The 20940-nt window shown below is 75.7% G+C and carries 19 protein-coding genes and 1 pseudogene; 10 read left to right on the top strand and 10 right to left on the bottom strand.

Annotation, left to right across the window (positions count from 1 at the left end):
- Nucleotides 1-38: 38 nt before the first annotated feature.
- Nucleotides 39-1892: an asparagine synthase (glutamine-hydrolyzing) gene (gene asnB, locus H6H00_RS23960; protein ID WP_185717944.1), complete on the bottom strand. Its 1854-nt coding sequence runs from the start codon at nucleotides 1890-1892 to the stop codon at nucleotides 39-41.
- Between the two features lie 81 nt (nucleotides 1893-1973).
- On the opposite strand from asnB, the gene H6H00_RS23955 reads away from it, so the two are divergent.
- The 4 genes and pseudogenes from H6H00_RS23955 to H6H00_RS32450 all read left to right on the top strand — a co-directional run.
- Nucleotides 1974-2423, top strand: coding sequence for a MarR family winged helix-turn-helix transcriptional regulator (locus tag H6H00_RS23955; protein ID WP_185717943.1), 450 nt, complete (start codon nucleotides 1974-1976; stop codon nucleotides 2421-2423).
- Nucleotides 2420-3598, top strand: a complete 1179-nt coding sequence (locus tag H6H00_RS23950; protein ID WP_185717942.1) for an alpha-hydroxy-acid oxidizing protein — start codon at nucleotides 2420-2422, stop codon at nucleotides 3596-3598. Before H6H00_RS23955 ends, H6H00_RS23950 begins: the two co-directional genes overlap by 4 nt.
- Nucleotides 3599-3646: 48 nt before the next feature.
- On the top strand, nucleotides 3647-5485 hold the full coding sequence (locus H6H00_RS23945; protein ID WP_185717941.1) for a serine/threonine-protein kinase: 1839 nt from the start codon (nucleotides 3647-3649) through the stop codon (nucleotides 5483-5485).
- Nucleotides 5425-6099: pseudogene (locus H6H00_RS32450) on the top strand (heparan-alpha-glucosaminide N-acetyltransferase domain-containing protein); the annotation flags it as partial. The gene H6H00_RS23945 and the pseudogene H6H00_RS32450, both read left to right, overlap by 61 nt.
- A 367-nt stretch (nucleotides 6100-6466) precedes the next feature.
- Here H6H00_RS32450 and H6H00_RS32445 read toward each other — a convergent pair.
- The 5 genes from H6H00_RS32445 to H6H00_RS23920 all read right to left on the bottom strand — a co-directional run bounded on the left by H6H00_RS32445 (nucleotide 6467) and on the right by H6H00_RS23920 (nucleotide 13419).
- Nucleotides 6467-7363 carry an SWIM zinc finger family protein gene (locus tag H6H00_RS32445; RefSeq protein ID WP_255425344.1) on the bottom strand — a complete coding sequence of 299 codons (897 nt, stop codon included), beginning with the start codon at nucleotides 7361-7363 and terminating at the stop codon, nucleotides 6467-6469.
- On the bottom strand, nucleotides 7360-9969 hold the full coding sequence (locus H6H00_RS23935) for an SCO1167/SCO6262 family helicase (protein WP_185722733.1): 2610 nt from the start codon (nucleotides 9967-9969) through the stop codon (nucleotides 7360-7362). The genes H6H00_RS32445 and H6H00_RS23935 overlap by 4 nt, the downstream gene beginning before the upstream one ends.
- Nucleotides 9970-10019: 50 nt before the next feature.
- The gene (locus tag H6H00_RS23930; protein WP_185717940.1) at nucleotides 10020-12287 is read right to left on the bottom strand and encodes an ATP-binding cassette domain-containing protein; all 2268 of its coding nucleotides are present in this window, start codon (nucleotides 12285-12287) and stop codon (nucleotides 10020-10022) included.
- On the bottom strand, nucleotides 12284-12748 hold the full coding sequence (locus H6H00_RS23925) for a nitroreductase/quinone reductase family protein (RefSeq protein ID WP_185717939.1): 465 nt from the start codon (nucleotides 12746-12748) through the stop codon (nucleotides 12284-12286). The genes H6H00_RS23930 and H6H00_RS23925 overlap by 4 nt, the downstream gene beginning before the upstream one ends.
- A 92-nt stretch (nucleotides 12749-12840) precedes the next feature.
- Nucleotides 12841-13419, bottom strand: coding sequence for a PadR family transcriptional regulator (locus tag H6H00_RS23920; protein WP_185717938.1), 579 nt, complete (start codon nucleotides 13417-13419; stop codon nucleotides 12841-12843).
- A 112-nt stretch (nucleotides 13420-13531) separates the two neighbouring features.
- Here H6H00_RS23920 and H6H00_RS23915 point away from each other — a divergent pair, with 112 nt between their 5' ends.
- Both H6H00_RS23915 and H6H00_RS23910 read left to right on the top strand, forming a co-directional pair.
- Nucleotides 13532-14146 (top strand): DUF4232 domain-containing protein, encoded by a 615-nt coding sequence (locus H6H00_RS23915; RefSeq protein WP_185717937.1) that lies wholly within the window; start codon nucleotides 13532-13534, stop codon nucleotides 14144-14146.
- Between the two features lie 125 nt (nucleotides 14147-14271).
- Nucleotides 14272-15414: an MFS transporter gene (locus H6H00_RS23910; RefSeq protein WP_185717936.1), complete on the top strand. Its 1143-nt coding sequence runs from the start codon at nucleotides 14272-14274 to the stop codon at nucleotides 15412-15414.
- Here H6H00_RS23910 and H6H00_RS23905 read toward each other — a convergent pair.
- Entirely contained in the window at nucleotides 15380-16342 is a 963-nt protein-coding gene (locus tag H6H00_RS23905) for a hypothetical protein (protein ID WP_185717935.1), read from the bottom strand. The two genes, H6H00_RS23910 and H6H00_RS23905, sit on opposite strands and share 35 nt — an antisense overlap.
- Before the next feature lie 9 nt (nucleotides 16343-16351).
- Between H6H00_RS23905 and mgrA the strand changes: the two genes are divergently transcribed.
- Nucleotides 16352-17419 (top strand): L-glyceraldehyde 3-phosphate reductase, encoded by a 1068-nt coding sequence (gene mgrA / locus H6H00_RS23900; protein ID WP_185717934.1) that lies wholly within the window; start codon nucleotides 16352-16354, stop codon nucleotides 17417-17419.
- 10 nt (nucleotides 17420-17429) lie between these two features.
- Here mgrA and H6H00_RS23895 read toward each other — a convergent pair whose 3' ends face one another.
- Entirely contained in the window at nucleotides 17430-17945 is a 516-nt protein-coding gene (locus H6H00_RS23895) for a CGNR zinc finger domain-containing protein (protein ID WP_185717933.1), read from the bottom strand.
- 26 nt (nucleotides 17946-17971) lie between these two features.
- Here H6H00_RS23895 and H6H00_RS23890 point away from each other — a divergent pair, with 26 nt between their 5' ends.
- Both H6H00_RS23890 and H6H00_RS23885 read left to right on the top strand, forming a co-directional pair.
- Nucleotides 17972-18148 carry a hypothetical protein gene (locus H6H00_RS23890; RefSeq protein ID WP_185717932.1) on the top strand — a complete coding sequence of 59 codons (177 nt, stop codon included), beginning with the start codon at nucleotides 17972-17974 and terminating at the stop codon, nucleotides 18146-18148.
- Nucleotides 18149-18160: 12 nt separating this feature from the next.
- The gene (locus tag H6H00_RS23885; protein WP_185717931.1) at nucleotides 18161-18484 is read left to right on the top strand and encodes a hypothetical protein; all 324 of its coding nucleotides are present in this window, start codon (nucleotides 18161-18163) and stop codon (nucleotides 18482-18484) included.
- Between the two features lie 80 nt (nucleotides 18485-18564).
- Here the strand turns inward: H6H00_RS23885 and H6H00_RS23880 are convergent, their stop codons facing one another.
- Nucleotides 18565-18771 (bottom strand): DUF3072 domain-containing protein, encoded by a 207-nt coding sequence (locus tag H6H00_RS23880; RefSeq protein ID WP_185717930.1) that lies wholly within the window; start codon nucleotides 18769-18771, stop codon nucleotides 18565-18567.
- A 125-nt stretch (nucleotides 18772-18896) separates the two neighbouring features.
- Between H6H00_RS23880 and H6H00_RS31975 the strand changes: the two genes are divergently transcribed.
- Nucleotides 18897-20357 carry a serine/threonine-protein kinase gene (locus tag H6H00_RS31975; RefSeq protein WP_221775642.1) on the top strand — a complete coding sequence of 487 codons (1461 nt, stop codon included), beginning with the start codon at nucleotides 18897-18899 and terminating at the stop codon, nucleotides 20355-20357.
- Nucleotides 20358-20361: 4 nt separating this feature from the next.
- On the opposite strand, the gene bfr is transcribed toward H6H00_RS31975, so the two are convergent.
- Nucleotides 20362-20847, bottom strand: a complete 486-nt coding sequence (bfr, locus tag H6H00_RS23870) for a bacterioferritin (protein ID WP_185717929.1) — start codon at nucleotides 20845-20847, stop codon at nucleotides 20362-20364.
- Nucleotides 20848-20940 lie beyond the last annotated feature (93 nt).

Genomic DNA, 20940 nt, shown 5'->3' with positions numbered 1-20940 from the left:
GTCACCGCCAACGCCGGACCCGCGCGGCCGCATTCCGCCTACAGGGCCACCCGCACGTCGTAGTCGGTGAGCCAGGCGTCCAGGGCCAGCACCTGCTCCAGCGCCCAGCGCGCCCCCATCCCGTTCCCGACGGGCTCGGCGACGCGCGCCCGCACCGCGTCCGGGTCGAGCAGCGGGGCGACCGGAGCGTCCGGGCCCAGCGCGGCGACCCGGTCGCGCAGGGCCTGCTCGTAGCCCGCGTCCTGCGTCGAGGGGTACGGGCTCTTGACGCGCTGCACCACCGACTCCGGCAGCAGGTCGGCGGTGGCGGCCCGCAGCAGGCTCTTCTCGCGCCCGTCGAACGTCTTGTGCGCCCACGGCGTGCCGAACACGTACTCGACGAGCCGGTGGTCGCAGAACGGCACCCGCACCTCCAGCCCGACGGCCATGCTCATCCGGTCCTTGCGGTCGAGCAGGTTCGGCAGGAACCGCGTCAGGTAGAGGAAGCAGATCTCGCGCATCCGCCGCTCGTGCGGGTCGGCGGCGGCGGGGCCGGTCAGCTCGGGCACCTGCGCGAGCGCGGTGCGGTAGCTGTCGCCGAGGTGGTGGGCGAGGTCGAGCTCCTTGGTCAGGGCCGGGTCGAACAGCCCGGGCCCGGTGACGTCGTGGGCGAGCATGCGGCCGGCGAGCCACGGGAACGTGTCGGCGGCGACGGTGTCGGCGTCGTGGAAGTCGCGGTAGCCGCCGAACACCTCGTCGGCGCTCTCGCCGGACAGCGCCACCGTCGACCGCTCCCGGACGGCCCGGAACAGCAGGTAGAGCGAGGTGTCGAGGTCGCCGGTGGTGACCGGCAGGTCCCGGGCGTGCAGCGTGGCGGCGCGGACGGCCGGGTCCATCAGCTGCGCGGTCGACAGCGTGATGTCGGTGTGGTCGGTGCCGACGAACTGCGCGACCTCGTGGACGTAGGGGCCGTCCGGGGTGCCGCGGACGTCGTCGGCGGTGAAGTTCTCGGTGTAGCCGGCGAAGTCGACGGCGAACGACCGCACGCGGTCCGGGGTGTTCCGCGCCGCCAGTGCGGTGAGCGCCGAGGAGTCGAGCCCGCCGGAGAGCAGCGTGCACAGCGGGACGTCCGACACGAGCTGGCGGCGCGCGGTGTCCTCCAGCAGCTCCCGGACGTGCCCGACGGTGGTGGGGACGTCGTCGGTGTGGCCGGTGTCGGCGAGCTGCCAGTACCGCTCCTCGCGGATCCCGCCGCGGCCGACCCGGACGACGTGGCCGGGCGGCACCTCGCGCAGCCCGCGGAACACCGCGTGCCCGGGGTCGGCGACGAACGACAGCGCGTGGCGCAGCCCGTCGGCGTCGACGACGCGCTCGGCCAGCGCGTTGGCCAGCACCGCCTTCGGCTCCGAGCCGAACAGCACGCCGTGCGGGGTGGGGTAGTAGTACAGCGGCTTGACGCCGAGCCGGTCGCGCACCAGCGTCAGCTCCTGCGCGCCGGTGTCCCACAGGGCGTAGGCGAACATGCCGTTGAGCTCGCGGACGGCGTCCCGGGGATCGTCGCGGCCCCACTCCCGGTGCGCGTGCAGCACCACCTCGGTGTCGCTGGCGGTGTCGAACCGGTGCCCCGCCGCGGCCAGGCGCTCGCGCAGCTCGCGGTAGTTGTAGGTCTCCCCGCTGTAGACCAGCGCGAGCCGCACCGCCCCCTCCTCGGTGAGCGTCATGGGCTGGCGGCCGCCCGGCACGTCGATGACGGCGAGGCGGCGGTGCCCGAGCGCCGCGGTGCCGTCGACCCACACCCCCTCGTCGTCCGGGCCGCGGCAGGACATCGTCGCGGTCATGTCGGCCAGCTCGCGCCGGGCAGCGGGGTCGTCGAGGTTCCGGTCGTAGTCGATCCATCCACAGAGTCCGCACATGCCTTGCATTGCACGCCGCAACGTTGCATGACGCAACACACGTAGTATGGGTTCGTGCCCCCTCGTCCCGATCGTCCGCCGGTGATCTCCGACACCGCCGTCCTCGCCCGCGTCGAGCGCGAGGTCACCGTGCTGCTGCGGCGCACGCTGGAGGAGGTCTGGGCCGTCGGCTACGGCGACGACCCGGCCGTCGACCGCTACACCTACTCCGTCCTGGCCCTGCTCGACGAGCACGGCCCGCAGGACCTCACGACGCTCACGGCCCGCCTCGGGCTGACCAAGCCGACCGCCAGCCGTCGGGTCTCCCGGCTCAGCGCGGCCGGGTTCGTCGCCACCGAGACCGACGGCCGCGCGATGCGCGTGGCGCTCACCGCGGCGGGCGACGCGCAGGTCCGGCACGTCCGGGCGGGCCGCGCCACCCGGATGGGGGACGTGCTGGAGTCGTGGTCGGCCGAGGACGGCGACGCGCTGGCGACCCTGCTGAACCGGCTCAACGTCGACCTCGACGCCCACCGTAGGTTGCCCTCATGACCGCCCCCTTCTCCTCCTACGCCGCCGAGATCTACCTGCGCGGGCTGGGCGACGAGGTGCCCCGCCACCCGACCGACCCGGCGCAGCTCGAGGCCGCGGCCCGGTCCGTCCTGACCGACGGGCCCTTCGGCTACGTCGCGGGCGGCGCGGGGCAGGGCACGACGATGCGCGCGAACCGGGCCGCGTTCGACCGCCACGGGTTCGTGCCGCGGATGCTGCGCGAGACCACGACCCGCGACTGGTCCACCACCGTGCTCGACACGGCGACGCCGGCCCCGCTGCTCACCGCCCCGGTCGGCGTCATGTCGATCCTGCACGCCGACGGCGAGCTCGCGGTGGCCCGCGCGGCGGCGTCGCTGGGGGTGCCGATGGTGCTCTCGACCGCCTCGTCGTACACGACGGAGGAGGTGGCGGAGGCCGGCGGCGACGGCCCGCGCTGGTTCCAGCTGTACTGGCCCACCGAGGACGCCGTCACGGTCAGCCTGCTGCACCGCGCCCGCGCGGCCGGGTACACCGCGCTCGTCGTCACGCTCGACACGTGGACGCTGGGCTGGCGCCCGATGGACCTCGACGGCGCCTACCTGCCGTTCCTGCGCGGCGTGGGCACGGCGATCCCCTTCTCCGACCCGGCGTTCCGGGCGGGGCTGGCGAAGGCCCCCGAGGACGACCTGATGGCCGCGGTCGGGCGGTGGGTGCCGATGTTCACCGGCACCGCGCTGCGCTGGGACCGGCTCGACCTGCTGCGCGAGCACTGGGACGGCCCGATCGTGCTCAAGGGCGTGCAGCACGTCGACGACGCCCTGCACGCGCTCGACGCCGGGATGGACGGGATCATCGTGTCCAACCACGGCGGGCGGCAGGTGGACCGCGCGATCGGGTCGCTCGACGCGCTGCCCGGCATCGTCGGTGCCGTGGGCGGGCGGGCGCCCGTGCTGTTCGACTCCGGCGTCCGCACCGGAGCCGACGCCGCGATCGCCCTCGCGCTGGGGGCCGACGCCGTGCTGCTCGGCCGCCCGATGGCCTACGGGCTCGCGATCGGCGGCGAGGAGGGCGTGCGGCACGTCCTGCGCAGCGTGCTGGCCGAGCTCGACCTCACCCTCGCCCTCGCGGGCTTCGCCGACCTGGCGTCGCTGCGGGCCGCCCCGGACGCGCTGGGAGTCCTCCCGGCGCGGTGATGCCATAGTGGGGGAGGTCGTGGCGGCGAGAGGCTCGGGGAGGACGGCGTGGACGGGGTCACCGCGCTGGTCGCCGCCCTCATCTCCGGCCTGAGGGCCGTGCTGAACACCGACGTGGTCGTCGGCGGCTGGGCCTGGGCGATCACGGTGCTGGGGGTGCTGGTCGGGCTGCTGCCCGCGGTCGGGGCCTTCCTGCTGGCGCTGTGGCGCAAGGGGATCGGGTCGCGCTACGGCGGCGGGGCCGCGCTCGGGTTCGTCGTGCTCGGCGTCGGGTCCGCCGGGCTGCTGCCCTGGCTGGCGTTCACCGCCACGGGGCAGGTCGTGCGGTCGGCCGCCGCGGGGGAGCAGGTCACCGGCCTCCGCTCGTCCGACGTCGCCGCACTCGCCGAGCCGATCCCGGTCCCGTTCGCCGACCTCGTCTTCGCCTCGCAGGGCGACTACCTGGGCGGCACGTCGGTCCGCCAGGCGTTCGACCCGGCGAACCCCGCCGCGCTCGGGCTCGCGATCGGGGTGCTCGCCGTCCTGCCGCTGCTCGTCGCGGTGTTCGTGTGGGTCCAGGCCCGCCTCGCGCTGCGCCGCGGCCCCACCTGGCCGGTGCACCTGTTCTGGATCCCCGCACTCGCGGTGCCGTTCCTCACGGCGGCGACGCCCGCGGGGTCGTCGGGGCACCTGTGGATCGGCGCCGTCGGCGGGGCGTTCGTGGGGATCTTCCTCGTGCTGCTGGCCGGGCGCCCGTCCCGGGAGGCGGTCCGCCGCTCGCTGGAGCCCGCGCGGTCGCGGCGCCGGGAGGCCCCGGCGCGCGAACCCGACCCGGTGTCGCGGGGGCCGGTCCGCAGCGCGCCGATCCGCAGCCGCCCGGTGCCCCCGACCCGGCCCGAGGACGTCGCGTCCGCGCGGTCGGCGGCGGCCGGGCGGCAGTTCACGCGCCCGCCGGAGCCCCTGGTGTCGGTGCCGCGCTCCGGGGCGGGCCCGACACCGACCCTCGTCGCGCCCGGGCCGCTGTTCGGGGCCGCGGCCGCAGCGGGCGCGCGCTCCGGCGAGCCGCGGTTCCGGATGATCCGGCGCCTCGGCGCCGGCGGTTTCGGCAAGGTCTGGCTCGCCCACGACGCGCGGCTCGGCCACGAGGTCGCGCTCAAGGCCGCGCACACCCCCGACGCCGAGACCGAGGAGCGCATCCGGCGCGAGGCCACGGCGCTGGGCTCGGTGCGCCACCCCAACTGCGTCCGCATCTTCGACCTCGTCGACGCCCGCAGCGACCCCGGACTCGCCGAGCTCGAGGGCCTGGTCCTGGTGATGGAGCACGTCGTGGGCACCCCGCTCGGCGAGCTCGTGCGCTCCCGCGGGCTGCTCGACGACATCGCGGCCGCCCGGGCGTGGGCGTCGGTCGCCGGGGCGCTGGACGCCGCGCACGCCCGCGGGGTGATGCACCGGGACGTGAAGCCGGGCAACGTGATCGTCGACGCCGCGGGGTACGCGCACCTGATCGACTTCGGGATCGCCCGCCGCACCGGCGACGCCACGCTGACCGTCGCCGGGTTCGTGCTCGGCACCCCGGACTTCCTCGCCCCCGAGGTCGCGGGCGGGCAGCGGGCCACCCCGCAGTCCGACTCGTGGCAGCTCGCCGCCACCATCTCCTACGCCCTGTCCGGGCATCCGCCCCGCGGCACGCACGCCGACGCCGTCTCCGGGCTGCGGGCGGCCGCCGCGGGCGCCCCGCTCTCCCAGCTCCCGACGCGCAGCGCCCACACCGCGCTGCTGCACGCCGCGATGCACAACGACCCGGCCCAGCGGCCCCCGCTGTCCGCCGCGCGCGACGCGTTGGAGACCTGGCTGCGCAGCGTCGACGCGGCCCCGGACGGGCCGGTCACCCAGGTGACGCGGCGCTGAGCGCCGACCGCGTCCTCGGGGTCGACGCCGCGCGGGCGGTCGCCCTGGCGGGGATGTTCGCCACCCACACCCTGCCGCTGGTGGACCCCGGCGGGTCGGCGTCGCTGACAGGGCTCGTCGCGCACGGGCGGTCCTCGGCCCTGTTCGCGGTGCTCGCCGGGGTGGGGATCGCGCTGTCGACGCGCGGGCTGCAGGACCCCGCGGGCCGGGACGACGCGGGCCGGGACGACGCGGGCCGGGACCACGCCGCGGCCGGGGTGGGCCTGCTGGTGCGCGCGCTGCTCGTCGGCCTGCTCGGGCTCGCGCTGGCCGGGCTCGGCCCCCCGATCGCGGTCATCCTCGCCTACTACGCGCTGCTGTTCGTCGTCGCGATCCCGCTGCTGCGGCTGCGGGCGGGGGTGCTCGCGGCCGGGGCGGCGGTGCTGGCCGTCGCCGGCCCGGTGGTGAGCCAGGTGCTGCGGGCGGGCCTGCCCGCCGGCCCGGGCCCGCAGGCCGCGCTCGACTCGCTCGCCGACCCCGGGCAGCTGCTGGTCACGCTGACCCTGACCGGCTACTACCCGGTGCTGCCGTGGACCGCGTACCTGCTCGCGGGGATGGCCGTGGGCCGGCTCGACCTGCGCGACCGCCGCACGGCCGGGTGGCTGCTCGGCGGCGGGGTCGCGCTGGCCGTGGCGGCGGCGGCCGGCTCGGCGTGGCTGGTGGGCGTCGCGGGTCCCGCGCTCGACCTCCGCGGCGAGCGGTTCTCCGGCACCACGCCCGTCGACACCTGGTGGTGGCTGGTCGTCGACGCCCCGCACTCGGGCACCCCGTTCGACCTGGCCCACACCACCGGCACGGCGCTCGCGGTGCTCGGGCTGGCGCTGCTGCTGCCGCGGTCGGTGCTGTGGCTGCCCGCCGCGGTGGGAGCGGTCCCGCTGACGCTCTACACCGGGCACGTGGTGTGGCTCGCGGACCGGCCGACGGAGGGGATCCCGACGCTGCTCACCCACCTCGCCGTGGCCGTCGCGGTCGGGGTGGGGCTGCGTCTGGCCGGCCGCCGCGGCCCGCTGGAGACGGTCGTCTCGGCGCCGGGCCGGGCGCTGCGGCGGCGGGTGGCGGCGCGGCACTGACGCCGGGCCGGTCCGCCGCGAGCAGGGCCCGGGCCCTGGCGGCCGCGTCGGCGGCGAGGCGGGGGAGCAGGGCCGCGTCGAGGCCCGGTGGGGGAGGGACCGCCGGCACCGACACCGGGCCCGGGCGGGCGGCGGGCGGCGGGTCGGGTGGGGTGCCGGCGTAGGCCGCGGCGGCGGGCACGGGCTGGTCGAGCGGGTCGACGGTGCCCGGTCCGGCCGGGGCGGGGGTGAGAACGTCGACCAGGTCGTCGGCGGAACGGCCCCGGAGCAGCAGCAGGACGAACGGGTCCGCGTCGAGCAGCCAGGACGCCTGGTAGCACAGGGCGGCGGAGTGCGGGCAGGGATCGCCGATGTCGGGGCAGTCGCAGTCGGACTCCAGGTCGCCGACCCCGGGCAGCAGCGCCACCCCCGCCGCGTCGGCGGCGTCGACGAGCGCGCGGGGCAGCTCGCCGTCGAGCAGGGCCGCGAGGTGGCCCGCCTCGGCACCGGTCTGGCGGCGCAGCCGGTCCCAGTCGGCGTCGTCGAGCACCGGGACGTGCACGACGGTGCCGACCGGGCCGTCGTCGGGGTCGTCGGCGACGGCGGAGAGCCGGCCGGGGGCTACCGTGATCGGCCCGAGCCGCCCGCTCCCGGCGAACCGGCGGCCGCGGCGCAGCACGCCCGCGTCCAGTGCCGCGTCCTCCAGGGCCGCGACGAACGCCCGCGCCCACCAGGACCGGCCCCGCCGTCCCGGTCGGGCGGCGAACGCGGGGAAGCCCCTGGCCCTCACCGCAGCCCCACCAGCTCGGCGAGCTCGGCGTCGGACAGCTCCGACAGCGCGGCCTCGCCGCCGGTGAGCACGGCGTCGGCGAGCGCGCGCTTGCTCTCCAGCAGGGCGGCGATGCGGTCCTCCAGCGTGCCCTCGGTGATCAGCCGGTGCACCTGCACCGGGCGCGTCTGCCCGATCCGGTGCGCCCGGTCGGTGGCCTGGTCCTCCACCGCCGGGTTCCACCAGCGGTCGTAGTGCACGACGTGGTCGGCGCGGGTGAGGTTGAGCCCGGTGCCGGCGGCCTTGAGCGACAGCAGGAACACCGGGATCGCCCCGCGCTGGAACCGCTCCACCAGCTCCTCGCGGCGCGGGACCGGGGTGCCGCCGTGCAGCAGCGCGTGCCCGGTGCCGCGGTCGGCGAGGTGGCGCTCCAGCAGCCGCGCCATGGCCACGTACTGGGTGAAGACCAGCACCGATCCGCCCTCGGCGAGGATCGTGTCGAGCAGTTCGTCGAGCAGCTCGAGCTTCCCGGAGCGCCCGACGAGGACCGGGTCGACCTCGCGCGCGTACTGGGCGGGGTGGTTGCACACCTGCTTGAGCGCGGTGAGCAGGCCCAGCACCAGCCCGCGCCGGGCCATCCCGTCGGCCGCCGCGATCCGGGCCAGCGCATCGTCGACGACGGCGGCGTAGAGCCCGGCCTGCTCCGGGGTGAGCGCGACGGGCCGGTCGGTCTCGGTCTTGCGCGGCAGCTCCGGCGCGATCCCGGGGTCGGACTTGCGGCGTCGCAGCAGGAACGGTCCGATCAGCCGGGCGAAGCGGGCCGCGGCGTCGGCGTCGCCGTCGGCGATGGGGTCCGACCAGCGGCGCCGGAACCCGGCGCGGGAGCCGAGCAGGCCGGGGGTGGCCCAGTCGAGGATCGCCCACAGCTCGTCGAGGTCGTTCTCCACCGGCGTGCCGGTGAGGGCGACCCGGGCCGCGGACGGGATCGTCCGCAGCGCCCGCGCGGTGCCCGACCCCGCGTTCTTGACGTGCTGGGCCTCGTCGGCGACGACCAGCCCCCACCCGTGGGCGGCCAGCACACCGGCGTCCAGGCGCATGGTGGCGTAGGTCGTCAGCACGACGTCGGCGGCACCCAGTGCACGGTCCGGCCCGTGGTGGCGCGCGACCGTGAGCCCGGGGGCGAAGCGGGTGATCTCCCGCTCCCAGTTGCCCAGCAGCGACGCCGGGCAGACGACCAGCGTGGGTCCGGCGCCGAGAGCGGCCCGGCGCAGGTGCAGCGCGATCAGCGTGACGGTCTTGCCCAGCCCCATGTCGTCGGCCAGGCAGGCGCCGAGACCCAGCGCGGTCATCCGGTGCAGCCAGCCGACGCCGCGGAGCTGGTAGTCGCGCAGCGTCGCGGCGAGGCCGTCGGGCGCGGGCTCGGGCTCCGGGGGAGCGGTGAGCCGTTCCCGCAGGTCGGCGAGCCGGCCGGTCGCGCGGACCGGCACGCGGTCGCCGTCGAGGTCGACCTCCCCGGCCAGCGCGGCGCCGAGCGCGGTGACGACCGGCACCGGCGGCGCGGCCGGGGCGGCGGCGCGGCGGCGGGTCGCGGAGTCGACGAGCACCCACTCCCCGCGCAGCCGCACGACGGGCCGGTGGCTGCGGGCCAGCTCGTCGCGTTCGTCGGGGGTGAGCGGGACGCCGCCCAGTGCGACCTCCCAGTCCAGCCGGAACGGGTCGTCGCCCAGCAGGCCCGGCCCGTCTCCCGCGTCCCCGGCGACCACCTGCGTCCGCGGCGTCACCAGGTCGCGCGGGCGGTGCACCGAGATGCCGGCCGCGGCGAGCGCGGCGGCGCCGGTGTCGAGCAGGTCGGCGAGGTCGACGTCGTCGAGCTCCGCCTCGTCGGGGACCGCGCGGGTGAGCAGCTGCTCGAGCGGGGCCCAGAACCGGGCGGCCCGGCGGACGGCGCGCAGCGCGTCGACCCGGGCGTCCGGCCCGAACCCGGCCGCCGCCCCGCTCCAGACGTCGGCGAGGTCGGCCAGCCGCGTCGGGTCGTCGAGGGCGTGGACCTGCACGACGAGCCGCAGCCGCCCCGCCGGGTCGCCGTCGAGCCGCTCCGGATCCAGGCGCAGCGACACCCGCACCCCGGCGTCGACGCCCGCCGCGGCCTCCGCCGCCCACCCGCGCAGGTCCGGCACGGCGACCGGGACGGGTCCGGCGTACGGGCCCTCGCCGGTCCGCGGCAGGTGGTCGGCCACCGCGTCGACGAACGCCCGCACCAGCGGCGCGGCCGCCGGGAGCAGACCGGGGCCGGCCGGGACCGCCCGGGCCTGCGCCGGCATCGCCGCGGCCAGCGCCCGCAGGTGGTCGGCGTCGGAGGCGTCGAGCGGGCCGGCCCGCCAGGCGTCCCACCCCCCGGGCGACACACCGGGCAGCAGCCGGCCCCGCGCGACGAGCCCGAGGGCCGTGCGCGCGACCGCCGCCCAGAACCGCACCGAGCCCGAGCACGCCCCGGGGTCGGCGGCGAGCAGCAGCGGCAGCGCGTCCCCGATCCCGATCCGCCGCACCGGCCCGGGCCGCACCGCCCCGTCCGGCGGCCCGGCGACCCGCAGCACCCCGTCCGGCGGGTGGGCCGGGTCGCCCCACATCACCAGCGTCCCGGCGCGCGGCGGATCGGCGGGCAGGAAGGACGCCTCGGTCACCGGGCCCCGGCGCCGACGTGGCGGGCCAGGTGCTCCCCGGTGAACGAGCCCGGGGCGGAGAGCAGCGCGGCGGGCGGGCCCTCGAAGACGATCGAGCCGCCGCCGTCGCCGCCGTCGGGCCCGAGGTCGATCACCCAGTCGGCGTGCGCGATGACGTCGAGGTTGTGCTCCACGACGATCACCGAGCTCCCGCCGTCGACCAGGCGGTCGAGCATCGTCAGCAGGTGCCCGCAGTCGGACATGTGCAGCCCGGTCGTGGGCTCGTCCAGGACGTAGACGTTGCCCTCCTCGTGCAGCCGGCTGGCCAGCTTGAGCCGCTGGCACTCGCCGCCGGACAGCGTGGACAGGGGCTGCCCGAGCGTGAGGTACCCCAGCCCGACGTCGACGACGGCCTGCAGCTTCGGCCGGATGTCGCGCCCGGTGAAGAACTCGACGGCGTCGGCGGCGGTCATGTCGAGCGCGTCGGAGATCGACTTCCCGCGCACGGTGAGCGCGAGCACCTCCTCGGTGTAGCGGCGGCCGCCGCAGTCGCCGCAGGTGGAGCGCACGCCGTCGAGGTAGGCGAGATCGGAGTAGACGGCGCCGAGGCCGTTGCAGGTGGGGCAGGCGCCCGCGGAGTTGAAGGAGAACAGCGCCGGCTTGACGCCCGTCTCCTTGGCGAACAGCTTGCGGACGGCGTCCATGACGCCGGTCCAGGTGGCGGGCGTGGACCGGACGGAGGTGGCCACCGCGCTCTGGTCGACGACGATCGCGTCGGGGTGCTGGGGGACCAGCACCTCGCGGACCAGCGTGGACTTGCCCGAGCCGGCCACCCCGGTGAGCGCGACGAGCACGCCGAGCGGGATGTCGACGTCGAACCCGCGGAGGTTGTGCGCGGTGGCGTCGCGCAGCGGGAGGGTGCCGGTGGGCTGCCGCGGCGACTCCTTGGCCCGGACCGGGCGGTGCAGGAACTCACCGGTGAGCGTGCCCGAGTGCTGCAGGCCCGCGACGTCGCCCTGGTAGACGATCGTGCCGCCGGCCGTGCCCGCGCGCGGCCCCAGCTCGACGACGTGGTCGGCCTGGGTGATGACGTCGGTGTCGTGCTCGACGACGAGCACCGTGTTGCCCTTGTCGCGCAGCCGGTGCAGCAGGGCGTTCATCCGGCCGACGTCGCGCGGGTGCAGGCCGATCGTCGGCTCGTCGAACACGTACATGACGTCGACCAGCGACGACCCGAGGTGGCGCACCATCTTGATCCGCTGCGACTCCCCGCCGGACAGCGTGGAGGTCTCCCGGTCGAGCGTGAGGTAGGCCAGGCCCATGTCGACCAGCGCACCGATCCGGGCGCCCGCCTCGTCGACGAGGGGGGCGACGTCCGCGTCGCGGACGGTCGGCAGCCACGCGTGCAGCGACGCGAGGTCCATCGCGCACACCTCCGGCAGCGTGACGCCCGCGACCGTGGCGGTGCGGGGGGCCTCGGCGAGCCGGGTGCCGCCGCAGTCGGCGCAGCGCACCGAGGTCGTGTACGCCGCGACGACCTCCTTCTTGCGCTCCGACGCACCCTCCTCGGCGGCGTTGACGTAGATCCGGTTGAACTTCGCCTCGACGCCCTCGAGCTCCATCTTCATCGACTTCTTGCCCGTGACCGCGAGCTCGACCTTCTCGTCCGCCCCCCACAGCAGCAGCTGCCACTCGGCGTCGGTGTAGTCGCGCAGCGGCTTGTCGTTGTCGAACTTCCCGGACTGGGCGTAGATGTGCCAGTACCAGCTGTCGACCGCGAAGTCCCGGTGCCGGATGGCCCCCTCGTTGAGCGACTTCGAGCGGTCGAACATGACGGTGTGGTCGAGCTGCACGCGCCGCCCGATGCCGTTGCAGCCCGGGCACATGCCCTGCTCGTTGAACGAGAAGGCGTAGCCCGGGCCCACGTGCGGGGTGCTGCGGCGGGAGAACAGCAGCCGCAGCAGCGGGTTGATGTCGGTGACGGTGCCCAGCGTGGAGCGCGAGCCGCCGCCGAGGCGCTTCTGGTCGACGACGATCGCGGTGGACAGGTTCTCGATCAGGTCGGCGTCGGGCTGGCCCAGCTTGGGCAGGAACCCGCGGACGAACGCCGAGAACGTCTCGTTGAGCTGCCGCTGGGCCTCCGCGGCGATGGTGTCGAACACCAGCGACGACTTGCCGGACCCGGACACCCCCACGAAGGCGGTGATGGCCCGCTTGGGGATGCGGACCGACACGTCGCGCAGGTTGTTCTCCCGGGCGCCGGTGACGGTGATGTACTCGGTCATACGACCCTTTCTATGCGGTACACCGGACAGGTTCCGGCCGCTTCGGCCAGTGCGTCCGGGGTGACGTCGTCGACGACCCCGGCGTCCCTCATCATCTGCACTCCCTGCGGGGTCACGACGGGCCACTCCCGCAGGACGGCGGCGGCGTCGGCGACGTCGAGCTCGACGAGCCGCACCGCCTCGTCGACGCCACCGGTGCGCAGGCTCGCGAGGCCGCCCGCGGCCCGGAGGTTGCGGATCCAGTCGGCGGCGGGGAAGCCGCCGACCACGAAGCGCACGCCGTCGCGGTCCAGGACGGTCAGCGGCGTGTGCCGCGGGACGCCGCTGCGCCGCCCCGGCACGGTCAGCACCGGGAGGTCGAACGGCAGCGCGCCGGCCCGCTGCTGCTCCATCAGCTCCTCGTTCATCTCCTTCAGCCCCGCGGGGGGCCTGACGGCGCGCCGGTCGGTGCGTTCGGTCATCGGTCTCCCATACTCAAACTTGAACTCCGTCGTGCGAGTGTGCCCGACCCTCGGGCGGACAGGCAAACGGGAATCGCCGCGAACCCGGCGCGTCACTCCTGCAGCGACGGCCAGCTGCCCGGCCGGCCGGGGGAGCCCGGCTCGCCCGCCATCGCGTACGCGCCGCCCTCGAGCCGCGCGATCAGCCCGGACGTCCACTCGACGCCACCGGCCGCGGTGTGCTCCCACAGCCCGTAGAGCTCCGACCAGTGCGGCGCGTCGACCCACCCCTCGAGCTGGGCGCGGGCCTTGTCCCGGATCTCCTCCAGTGCCGACAAACGCTCGCGCAGCAGCCGCACCGCCTCCGCGCGGGAGAGCGAGGGCAGCATCGCGAGCGCGGCCCCGAGCTGGTCGGGGCGGCTGGCCGGGCGACGGACGGCGTCGCGCAGCAGCCTCAGGAACTCGGCCTCGCCCTTGTCCGTGAGCTCGTACTCGGTGCGCCCCGGCACGTCGTCGTGGTCGAGCAGCATCCCGGCGTCGGTCATCGCCCGCAGGGCGTGGTAGATCGAGCCCCACTTGGCGTTGGCCCAGTCGGCCGCGTCCCACGACTGGAGGTCGGTGCCGATGCGGTAGCCGTGGGCGCGCCCGTAGCCGCGCACGATGCCCAGGACGAGCAGGCGGGTGGCCGACATGGCCGACAGCGTATCCGGCATCACCCGATCGGATCGTTGCGTGACGCAACCGATGTCCGGGACCGGACGTCTCTCGTTGTGGGTTCGCAACGACGAGGGATCGGGGGATCTCATGATCAGGACCAGGAGCCTGCTGACGGCCGTCGCGGCCGCGGCGCTGCTCGCCGGGTGCTCGGGGCCGCCGTCGACCGCGCCGGACGGACCGGTGATCGGCACGTCGCCCGCACCGACCTCGACGGCCGCGCCGACCGGCACCGCGACGCCCGCGCCGGTCGCCGAGACGGGCGGGGGAGGGGGCGGCGACCCGGAGCGCTGCACCACCGGCGAGCTGACCGGGTCGCTCGCCGACGGGGACGCCGGGGCCGGGTCCCGCTTCGTCACGCTCGTGCTGACCAACACCGGCACCCGCACCTGCGAGCTGACGGGCTTCCCCGGCGTCTCCTACGTCGCGGGCGACGACGGCCACCAGGTCGGCCCGGCCGCCGCGATGGACGGCCCCCGCGGCGGGGAGGTGCGCCTCGCCGTCGGCGCGGCGGCCGGGGCGCAGGTGCGGATGGTGAACGTCGAGAACTACGACGCCGCGGTGTGCTCGCCGACCCCGGTGCGGGGTCTGCGGGTCTACCCGCCCGGCGACACCGCGTCGCTGTTCGTGCCGATGGACGGCACCGGCTGCGCGGGCACCCCGCCCGGCGAGCAGCTGACGGTGCAGACGCTCACCGCACGCTGACCGCGCCGCACCTCGTCGACGGCGTCGTCGACGGCGTCGTCGACGGCGTTCCGCGGAACGCGGCTCTTGTACGTTCGTGACGTGCTGCGCGCCCGGACGACCCCGAGCCGGTCCGCGACGCCCCGGTGACCCGCCGCGCCCGGATCGCCGTGTCCGTCGTCTTCGCGGTGTGCGGGGCGGGCTTCGCCACGTGGGCCGCCCGCGTCCCCGCCGCCCAGCAGCGGCTCGGCCTCGACGCGGGCGGGCTCGCGGTGGCGCTGTTCGGGCTGGCCGCCGGATCGGTCGCGGCCCTGCTCGCCGCGGGACCGCTGATCACCCGCACCGGCAGCCGGCGCGCCGCGCTCGCCGGGGCAACGATCCTGTGCGCCGGGCTCCCGGCCGCCGCACTCGCCCCGGACCTGCCGTGGTTCACCGCGGCCCTGCTCGTGCTCGGTGCAGGCAACGGGCTGCTCGACGTCGCCATGAACACCCACGCCGCGCGCGTGGAGCAGGCCCACGGGCGGCCGATCTTCGCGAGCTTCCACGCCTGGTGGAACGTCGGCGCGCTGGTCGGGGCCGGTGCGGGCGCACTGCTCGCGGCGGTCCCGATCGGCGTCCACTTCCCGGTGGCCGGCGCGGTGCTGCTCGTCGCGGCGGCCGGGGCGACGCGCGCCTTCCTCCCCGGCCCGGACGCCGGGCAGGGCGGGGCGTTCACCTTCCCCGGGCGCGCGCTGCTGCCGCTGGGCGCCATCGCGTTCTGCGGGTTCCTCGCCGAGGGCACCGTCAACGACTGGGGCGCGGTGCACCTGGAGGCGAGCACCGGCGCCGGGGCGGCCGTCGCGTCGCTGGGGTTCGTCGCGTTCTCCGCGGCGATGGTCGCGGTGCGCCTGGTCGCCGACCGGCTCGTGACCGCGGCCGGGGCACCACGGGTCCTGCGCGGGTCCTGCGCGGTCGCCGGGACGGGGTTCGCGGTCACCCTGGCCGCGCCGACGCCGGCCGTCGGCATCGCGGGGCTGGCGCTGGTGGGGCTCGGCCTGGCCGCGGTCGTCCCGCTGGCCTTCAGCGCCGCGGGCGCCCGCGACCCGGCCGCGGCGAGCCGGGCGATCGCCGGCGTCGCCACCTGCGGCTACCTCGGGTTCCTGGTGGGCCCGGTGCTGGTCGGGGCGGTCGCCGACGCCGCCGGCTACCGCGCCGCGCTCGTCCTGCCCGCCCTCGGCCTCGTCGCGGCCGCGCTGCTGGCGTCCGCGCTGGTGGTCACCCCAGCTCGATCGCCACGCCGTCGCCGGTGAGGACCAGGTAGCGCGGGGCGAAGCCGTCCGGCACGGCGAAGCAGACGACGCCTCCGCCCGGGGCCGTCAGCCGCGGCGGGAACCCGGACGGGCCGCACTCCGGGAGCTCGACGGTCCGCCCCGCGCCGGTGCCGATCAGCCGCAGGTTCGGCACCGGGGCGCCGTCCCCGGGGTCGACGGCGAGCGGGATGCGGACGGTCGCGAACCCGTCGGCGGTGCCGGGCACCGGCGGACCCGTCACGGTGAGGGAGACGCCCGGCTCGGTCGGCACCGGCGTCCCCGGGGCCGCGACGGCGTCGACGGTGCGGGTGCTCAGCAGCGGGTCCGGCGACGGACCGGTGGGCGGGTCGGCGTACCCGGCCATCGCGTCGGGCGGCGGGTATCGCGACGGCCCGAGGTCGGGGGAGGGACGGATCAGCAGCGCGGCCAGCGCGAGCCCGCCCACCGCGCACAGCACCGGGAGCCCCACGGTGCTCCGCGACCACCCGCGCACCCCGAGGACCAGCGCCCCCGCGGCCACCACGAGGCCGATCACGCGCAGCAGGACGCCCGCGCCGTGCTGCGCGACCGGCACCGTCGCGAGCGGCGAGCGCACGGCGAGGATCTCCCCGTCGTAGGTGGACCGGGTGATCAGCACGGGAACGCCGCGGTCCAGGCCGGCGGCCGACGCCGAGAGCCCGGCCCCGTTGCCCGACCCGGCCAGGTCGATCACCTGGCCGGACGCGGTGACGGCCCGGACCGTGTGGTCCCGGATCGTTCCCCCGCGCCCCTCACTCAACTCGACGGACGACGCGTCGATCACCGCACGCACCTCGACCGTCGGGGCGACGGACTGCCCGACCCACTGCACGGCGACCGCCACCCCGGCCCCGGCGACGGCCATCAGCGCCCCGCGCACCCAGGGTCGCTCGAACGCGTCGGGGGTCACCCGACGATCATGCCCCGGGTGCAGGATGGTCCGGTGACCTACCTCGCTGACCCCACCCGCTACGACGCCCGGTCCGACGGCACCGCCACCTTCCGGCGCACCGGCCGCAGCGGGCTCGTGCTCCCCGCGATCTCGCTCGGCCTGTGGCACAACTTCGGCGACGGCAGGCCGCTGGAGACGCAGCGCGCCATCCTGCGCCGGGCGTTCGACCGCGGCGTCACCCACATCGACCTGGCCAACAACTACGGCCCGCCCTACGGCAGCGCCGAGTCCAACTTCGGCACCATCTACGCCCAGGACCTGCGCCCGTACCGCGACGAGCTGATCCTGTCGACGAAGGCGGGCTACGACATGTGGCCCGGCCCGTACGGCCAGGGCGGCGGCTCGCGGAAGTACCTGCTCGCGAGCCTGGACCAGTCGCTCGCGCGGATGGGTGTCGACTACGTCGACATCTTCTACAGCCACCGCTTCGACCCCGACACCCCGCTCGAGGAGACGATGGGCGCCCTCGACACCGCCGTCCGGTCCGGGAAGGCGCTCTACGCGGGCATCTCGTCCTACTCCGGCGAGCGCACCCGCGAGGCCGCGGCGATCCTGCGCGACCTGGGCACGCCGCTGCTGATCCACCAGCCCTCGTACTCGATGCTCAACCGCTGGATCGAGGAGGACCTGCTCGACGTGCTCGGCGAGGAGGGAATCGGCTGCATCGCGTTCTCCCCGCTCGCCCAGGGCATGCTGACCAGCAGGTACCTCGACGGCGTCCCGGCCGACTCCCGCGCCGCGCAGGACACCTCGCTCTCGCCCGACCTGCTCACCGAGCAGACGCTGCACCACGTCCGCGCCCTGAACGACATGGCCGCGGCCCGCGGGCAGAGCCTCGCGCAGCTGGCGCTGGCCTGGGCCCTGCGCGACGAGCGCGTGACGTCGGTCCTGATCGGCGCGAGCAGCGTCGAGCAGCTCGACGACAACCTCGGCGCCCTGGACCACCTCGGCTTCGACGACGACGAGCTGAAGCGGATCGACGAGCACGCCGTCGAGGGCGGGATCAACCTGTGGGCCGCGTCCGCGGAACGGTGAACGGGGCCGCTCACCCGCGGCGCCGGTGCCGCCGCACGGCGTCGCGGTTGGCGCAGGCGGGGGTGCAGTAGCGCTGCCTGCCGGTGCGGGAGACGTCGGCGAACACCCGCGGGCACCCGTCGGCGGCGCACCGGTCGAGGCGGTGCATCCCGCGGCCGGTCAGGTGCAGCGCCGTACCCACGCTGACCAGCGATCGGACGACGCCGGCGAGGGTCATGTCGTCGTCGCGGTAGTGGATGTGCCACCCGGTGCCGACGTGGTCGGTCAGCCGTGGGTACGCCGCCGACGCGGCCAGGAGCACGTTGAGCCGGGCCGCGCGCGTGGCCGGGTCCGGCGCGTCGACGATCCCGGTCCAGGCGTCCAGATAGGCCCGGACCTCGGCGAGATCGGCCTCGTCGACCGCCCGCTCCACGACCAGTCCCGCGTCGAGGCAGCGGGCCCGCAGGGCGGCGGGGGACCCGGGCGGGTCGTTCACCAGGCCCACGGCGAGCAGGACGGGGTCACGCCCGTAAGGGTTGATGTGCACGAGGGCATTACAGCAGGCTGGGTGCCATGACGCACCTGTGGTTCACGATCTCCCGGCACCTCACCTCGGAGGGCCTGGTCAGCTACCAGCGCTGCCCGTGCGGGCGGTGGCGCACGCTGCAGGACGGCGACCCGCTCACCCGGCCCGCCGGGCACTGCTCCATCGGGGTGACGCGCGGGGGAGGGGTCCCGGTGCGGACCTGAGAGCATGTCGCCATGTTCGGCATCCCCATCACCCCGCACCCCGACGGCTCGTTCCGCGCCACCGCCATGGTGGAGGCGGGCCGGTCGTCGGCCGTCGTCAAGCGCGCCTGGGTCACGTTCGGATCCACCTGGGGCGGCAGCCACGTGCTCATCACGGCGCTCGACGACCACGGCAACGTCATGCCGCGCGGCGTCCTGCAGGCCGACGTGCCCAACAACCGGCGCGTCGTGCTGGAGATGCCGTCGGGCGCGGTGATGGTGACGGTCGAGGGACGCACGGACCCCGGCGCCGTACCGGCCGCCGGGGTCTCGGAGATCTGGCGCGACTACGACTGACCCGGCCCGGGGAGGCCCGCTCGACGGGCCCTGCCGGATCGAACTGTCATAACCTCGATTATCGGATCGTTAGGAGCGGGTCACTGACCCCGGCCGGTCTGGGCCTGCAGCTCGTCGATCCGCTTCGACGCGTCGGCCTTGGACAGGTCGTCCGGCACCTGCTCGCCGGCCTCGGTGGCCAGCGTCTGGAGGTAGGACTTCTGCGCGCCCGTCATGGGCTCGTCGCCGGTCGTCCAGTCGTCGGGATCCTTCTCCGCCGTGGCCGGGACATCGTTCTTGTCAGTCATGGCTCGAACGTATCTTCGAACCCCCGCCCCCGCACCTCGGGGCGCACCCCGGCCCCCGTTATGACACTCCCGCGCCTGCGTAGTCGTACGGCGGACAGGGCCGGACGGCTCAGTAGGCTGGCCCCGTGGACCCCCTCCAGGCCGGTGACCCGGACAGCGTCGGGCGGTACCGCCTGCTCGGCCGCCTCGGCGAGGGCGGGATGGGCCGGGTGTACCTGGGCCGCACCCCGGAGGGCCAGCAGGCCGCCGTGAAGGTCATCCGCGACGACCTGGCCGGCGACACGGGGTTCCGGCACCGGTTCCGCCGCGAGGTCTCGGCGGCCACCGCCGTCGCCGGCATGTTCACCGCCCGGGTCCTGGACGCCGACCCCGAGGGCGAGCCGCCCTGGCTGGCCACCCAGTTCGTCGAGGGGCCGCCGCTGCGCGAGGTGGTGCTGACCCACGGCCCGCTCGACGAGCGCTCGCTGCACCGGCTGACGCTGGGGCTCGCCGAGGCGCTGAGCGCGATCCACGCGGCCGGGCTGGTGCACCGCGACCTCAAGCCGGCCAACGTCCTGCTGGCCGCCGACGGCGCGAAGGTCATCGACTTCGGGATCGCCCACACCTCCGACGCGACGCCGCTGACCGGCACCGGGGAGATGATCGGCACGCCGGAGTACATGTCGCCCGAGCAGGTGGCCGGCACCGGCCCGCCCGGACCGGCGAGCGACGTGTTCTCGATGGGCGCCACGCTGTGCTTCGCCGCCACCGGGCGCGGCCCGTTCGCGGCCGGGAGCTCGGCGGCGGTGCTCTACCGGGTGCTGGAGTCCGAGCCCGACCTGCGCGGGATGCCGCCGGCCGCGGCCGACATCGCCCGCCGCTGCCTGGCGAAGGACCCCGCCCGCCGTCCGACGGCCCCACAGGTCGCTATGTGGCTGCGCGGGGCGAGCGCTCCCCCGCCGATGCCGCTCCCGCCCCGCCCCCCGCGTCCCGGACGGCGCCGGGCGCTGCTGGTGGCGGGGACCGCCGTCGGGGTCGTCCTGTTGGCCGGGGCCACGGCGCTGGCGGTGGCCGACCGCGCCGCCACCGGCCCGGTCGTCGACACCCCGCCGACCACGACGCCCGCGGTCGTCTCCGACGTCGACCCGGACGGCCCGGAGGCCCAGTACGTACGGCGGCTGTGCGAGAGCGGTGACCTGCTCGTCGACATCAGCGAGTCGACGGGCACGACGACGGTCACCGGGGACCCGACGGTCGCCCGGCAGGAGTACCTCGCCGGGGTCTCGCGCACGATCGCGACGATCGACATCGCCCTGATCGACTACACCTACCTGCGCGACAACGCGCCGACCCCGGCGATCGCCTCGGGCTTCGGGCTGGTCATCGACGAGTTCACGCAGGCCCGGGCGTCGCTCGTCGAGGGGCAGGGGATCGTCGAGGCGTCGGACCCGCTCACGGCCGACGCGTACTCGCAGGGCGTCGCCCGCTTCGGCGACGCCACCCGCAACCTGTCCTACGCCGCCACCCTGCTCCAGCAGCTCGGCGTGACCGGGCTGCCGGAGTCCTACCAGGAGGCGGGGGCGGTGGAGCCGGCCTGCGCCGACTGACCGATCAGCCCGGGTTCGGGGGCTGGTCGACGAGCTGGGCCAGGTACAGCTGCTCGCCGAGCTTGTCGATCAGCTCGAGGTTGGTCTCGATGTAGTCGATGTGGTGCTCCTCGTCGGCGAGGATCTCCTCGAGCAGGATCGCGGAGGTGTGGTCGCCCTTCGACCGGCACATCTGGACGCCGGGACGCAGCCGCTCGACGACCGCGATCTCGATCGCGAGGTCGGACTCCAGCTGCTCCTTGACGGTCTGCCCGATCCGCAGCGTGCCCAGCCGCTGGTAGTTCGGCAGGCCCTCGAGGAACAGGATGCGGTCGGTGATCTTCTCCGCGTGCTTCATCTCGTCGATGGACTCGTCGCGCGTGTAGGCCGCGAGCTTCGTGAGTCCCCAGTTCTGCTGCATCTTCGCGTGCAGGAAGTACTGGTTGATCGCCGTGAGCTCGCTGGTCAGCTGCGCGTTGAGCAGCTCGATGATCTCGGGGTCGCCACGCATCGGTGTCGTGTCCTCGCGTCGGGGGAAAGGGTCGACGCGGACGTTAACGGCCCGTTCCGGACACGAACGAGGCAGGATCGCCTGATCGGCGGT

The sequence above is a fragment of the Pseudonocardia petroleophila genome, assembly GCF_014235185.1.
Classification (GTDB): Bacteria; Actinomycetota; Actinomycetes; order Mycobacteriales; family Pseudonocardiaceae; genus Pseudonocardia; species Pseudonocardia petroleophila.
This window is presented reverse-complemented; position numbering and strand designations above follow the sequence as displayed.

Excerpts from the sequence above, each read along its gene's own strand:
- asnB (WP_185717944.1), bottom strand. The coding sequence starts at position 1,892 with ATGTGCGGACTCTGTGGATGGATCGACTACGACCGGAACCTCGACGAC.
- H6H00_RS23950 (WP_185717942.1), top strand. The coding sequence starts at position 2,420 with ATGACCGCCCCCTTCTCCTCCTACGCCGCCGAGATCTACCTGCGCGGG.
- H6H00_RS23935 (WP_185722733.1), bottom strand. The coding sequence starts at position 9,969 with ATGTGGGGCGACCCGGCCCACCCGCCGGACGGGGTGCTGCGGGTCGCC.
- H6H00_RS23930 (WP_185717940.1), bottom strand. The coding sequence starts at position 12,287 with ATGACCGAGTACATCACCGTCACCGGCGCCCGGGAGAACAACCTGCGC.
- H6H00_RS23925 (WP_185717939.1), bottom strand. The coding sequence starts at position 12,748 with ATGACCGAACGCACCGACCGGCGCGCCGTCAGGCCCCCCGCGGGGCTG.
- H6H00_RS23920 (WP_185717938.1), bottom strand. The coding sequence starts at position 13,419 with ATGTCGGCCACCCGCCTGCTCGTCCTGGGCATCGTGCGCGGCTACGGG.
- H6H00_RS23915 (WP_185717937.1), top strand. The coding sequence starts at position 13,532 with ATGATCAGGACCAGGAGCCTGCTGACGGCCGTCGCGGCCGCGGCGCTG.
- mgrA (WP_185717934.1), top strand. The coding sequence starts at position 16,352 with ATGCCCCGGGTGCAGGATGGTCCGGTGACCTACCTCGCTGACCCCACC.
- H6H00_RS23890 (WP_185717932.1), top strand. The coding sequence starts at position 17,972 with ATGACGCACCTGTGGTTCACGATCTCCCGGCACCTCACCTCGGAGGGC.
- H6H00_RS23885 (WP_185717931.1), top strand. The coding sequence starts at position 18,161 with ATGTTCGGCATCCCCATCACCCCGCACCCCGACGGCTCGTTCCGCGCC.
- H6H00_RS23880 (WP_185717930.1), bottom strand. The coding sequence starts at position 18,771 with ATGACTGACAAGAACGATGTCCCGGCCACGGCGGAGAAGGATCCCGAC.
- bfr (WP_185717929.1), bottom strand. The coding sequence starts at position 20,847 with ATGCGTGGCGACCCCGAGATCATCGAGCTGCTCAACGCGCAGCTGACC.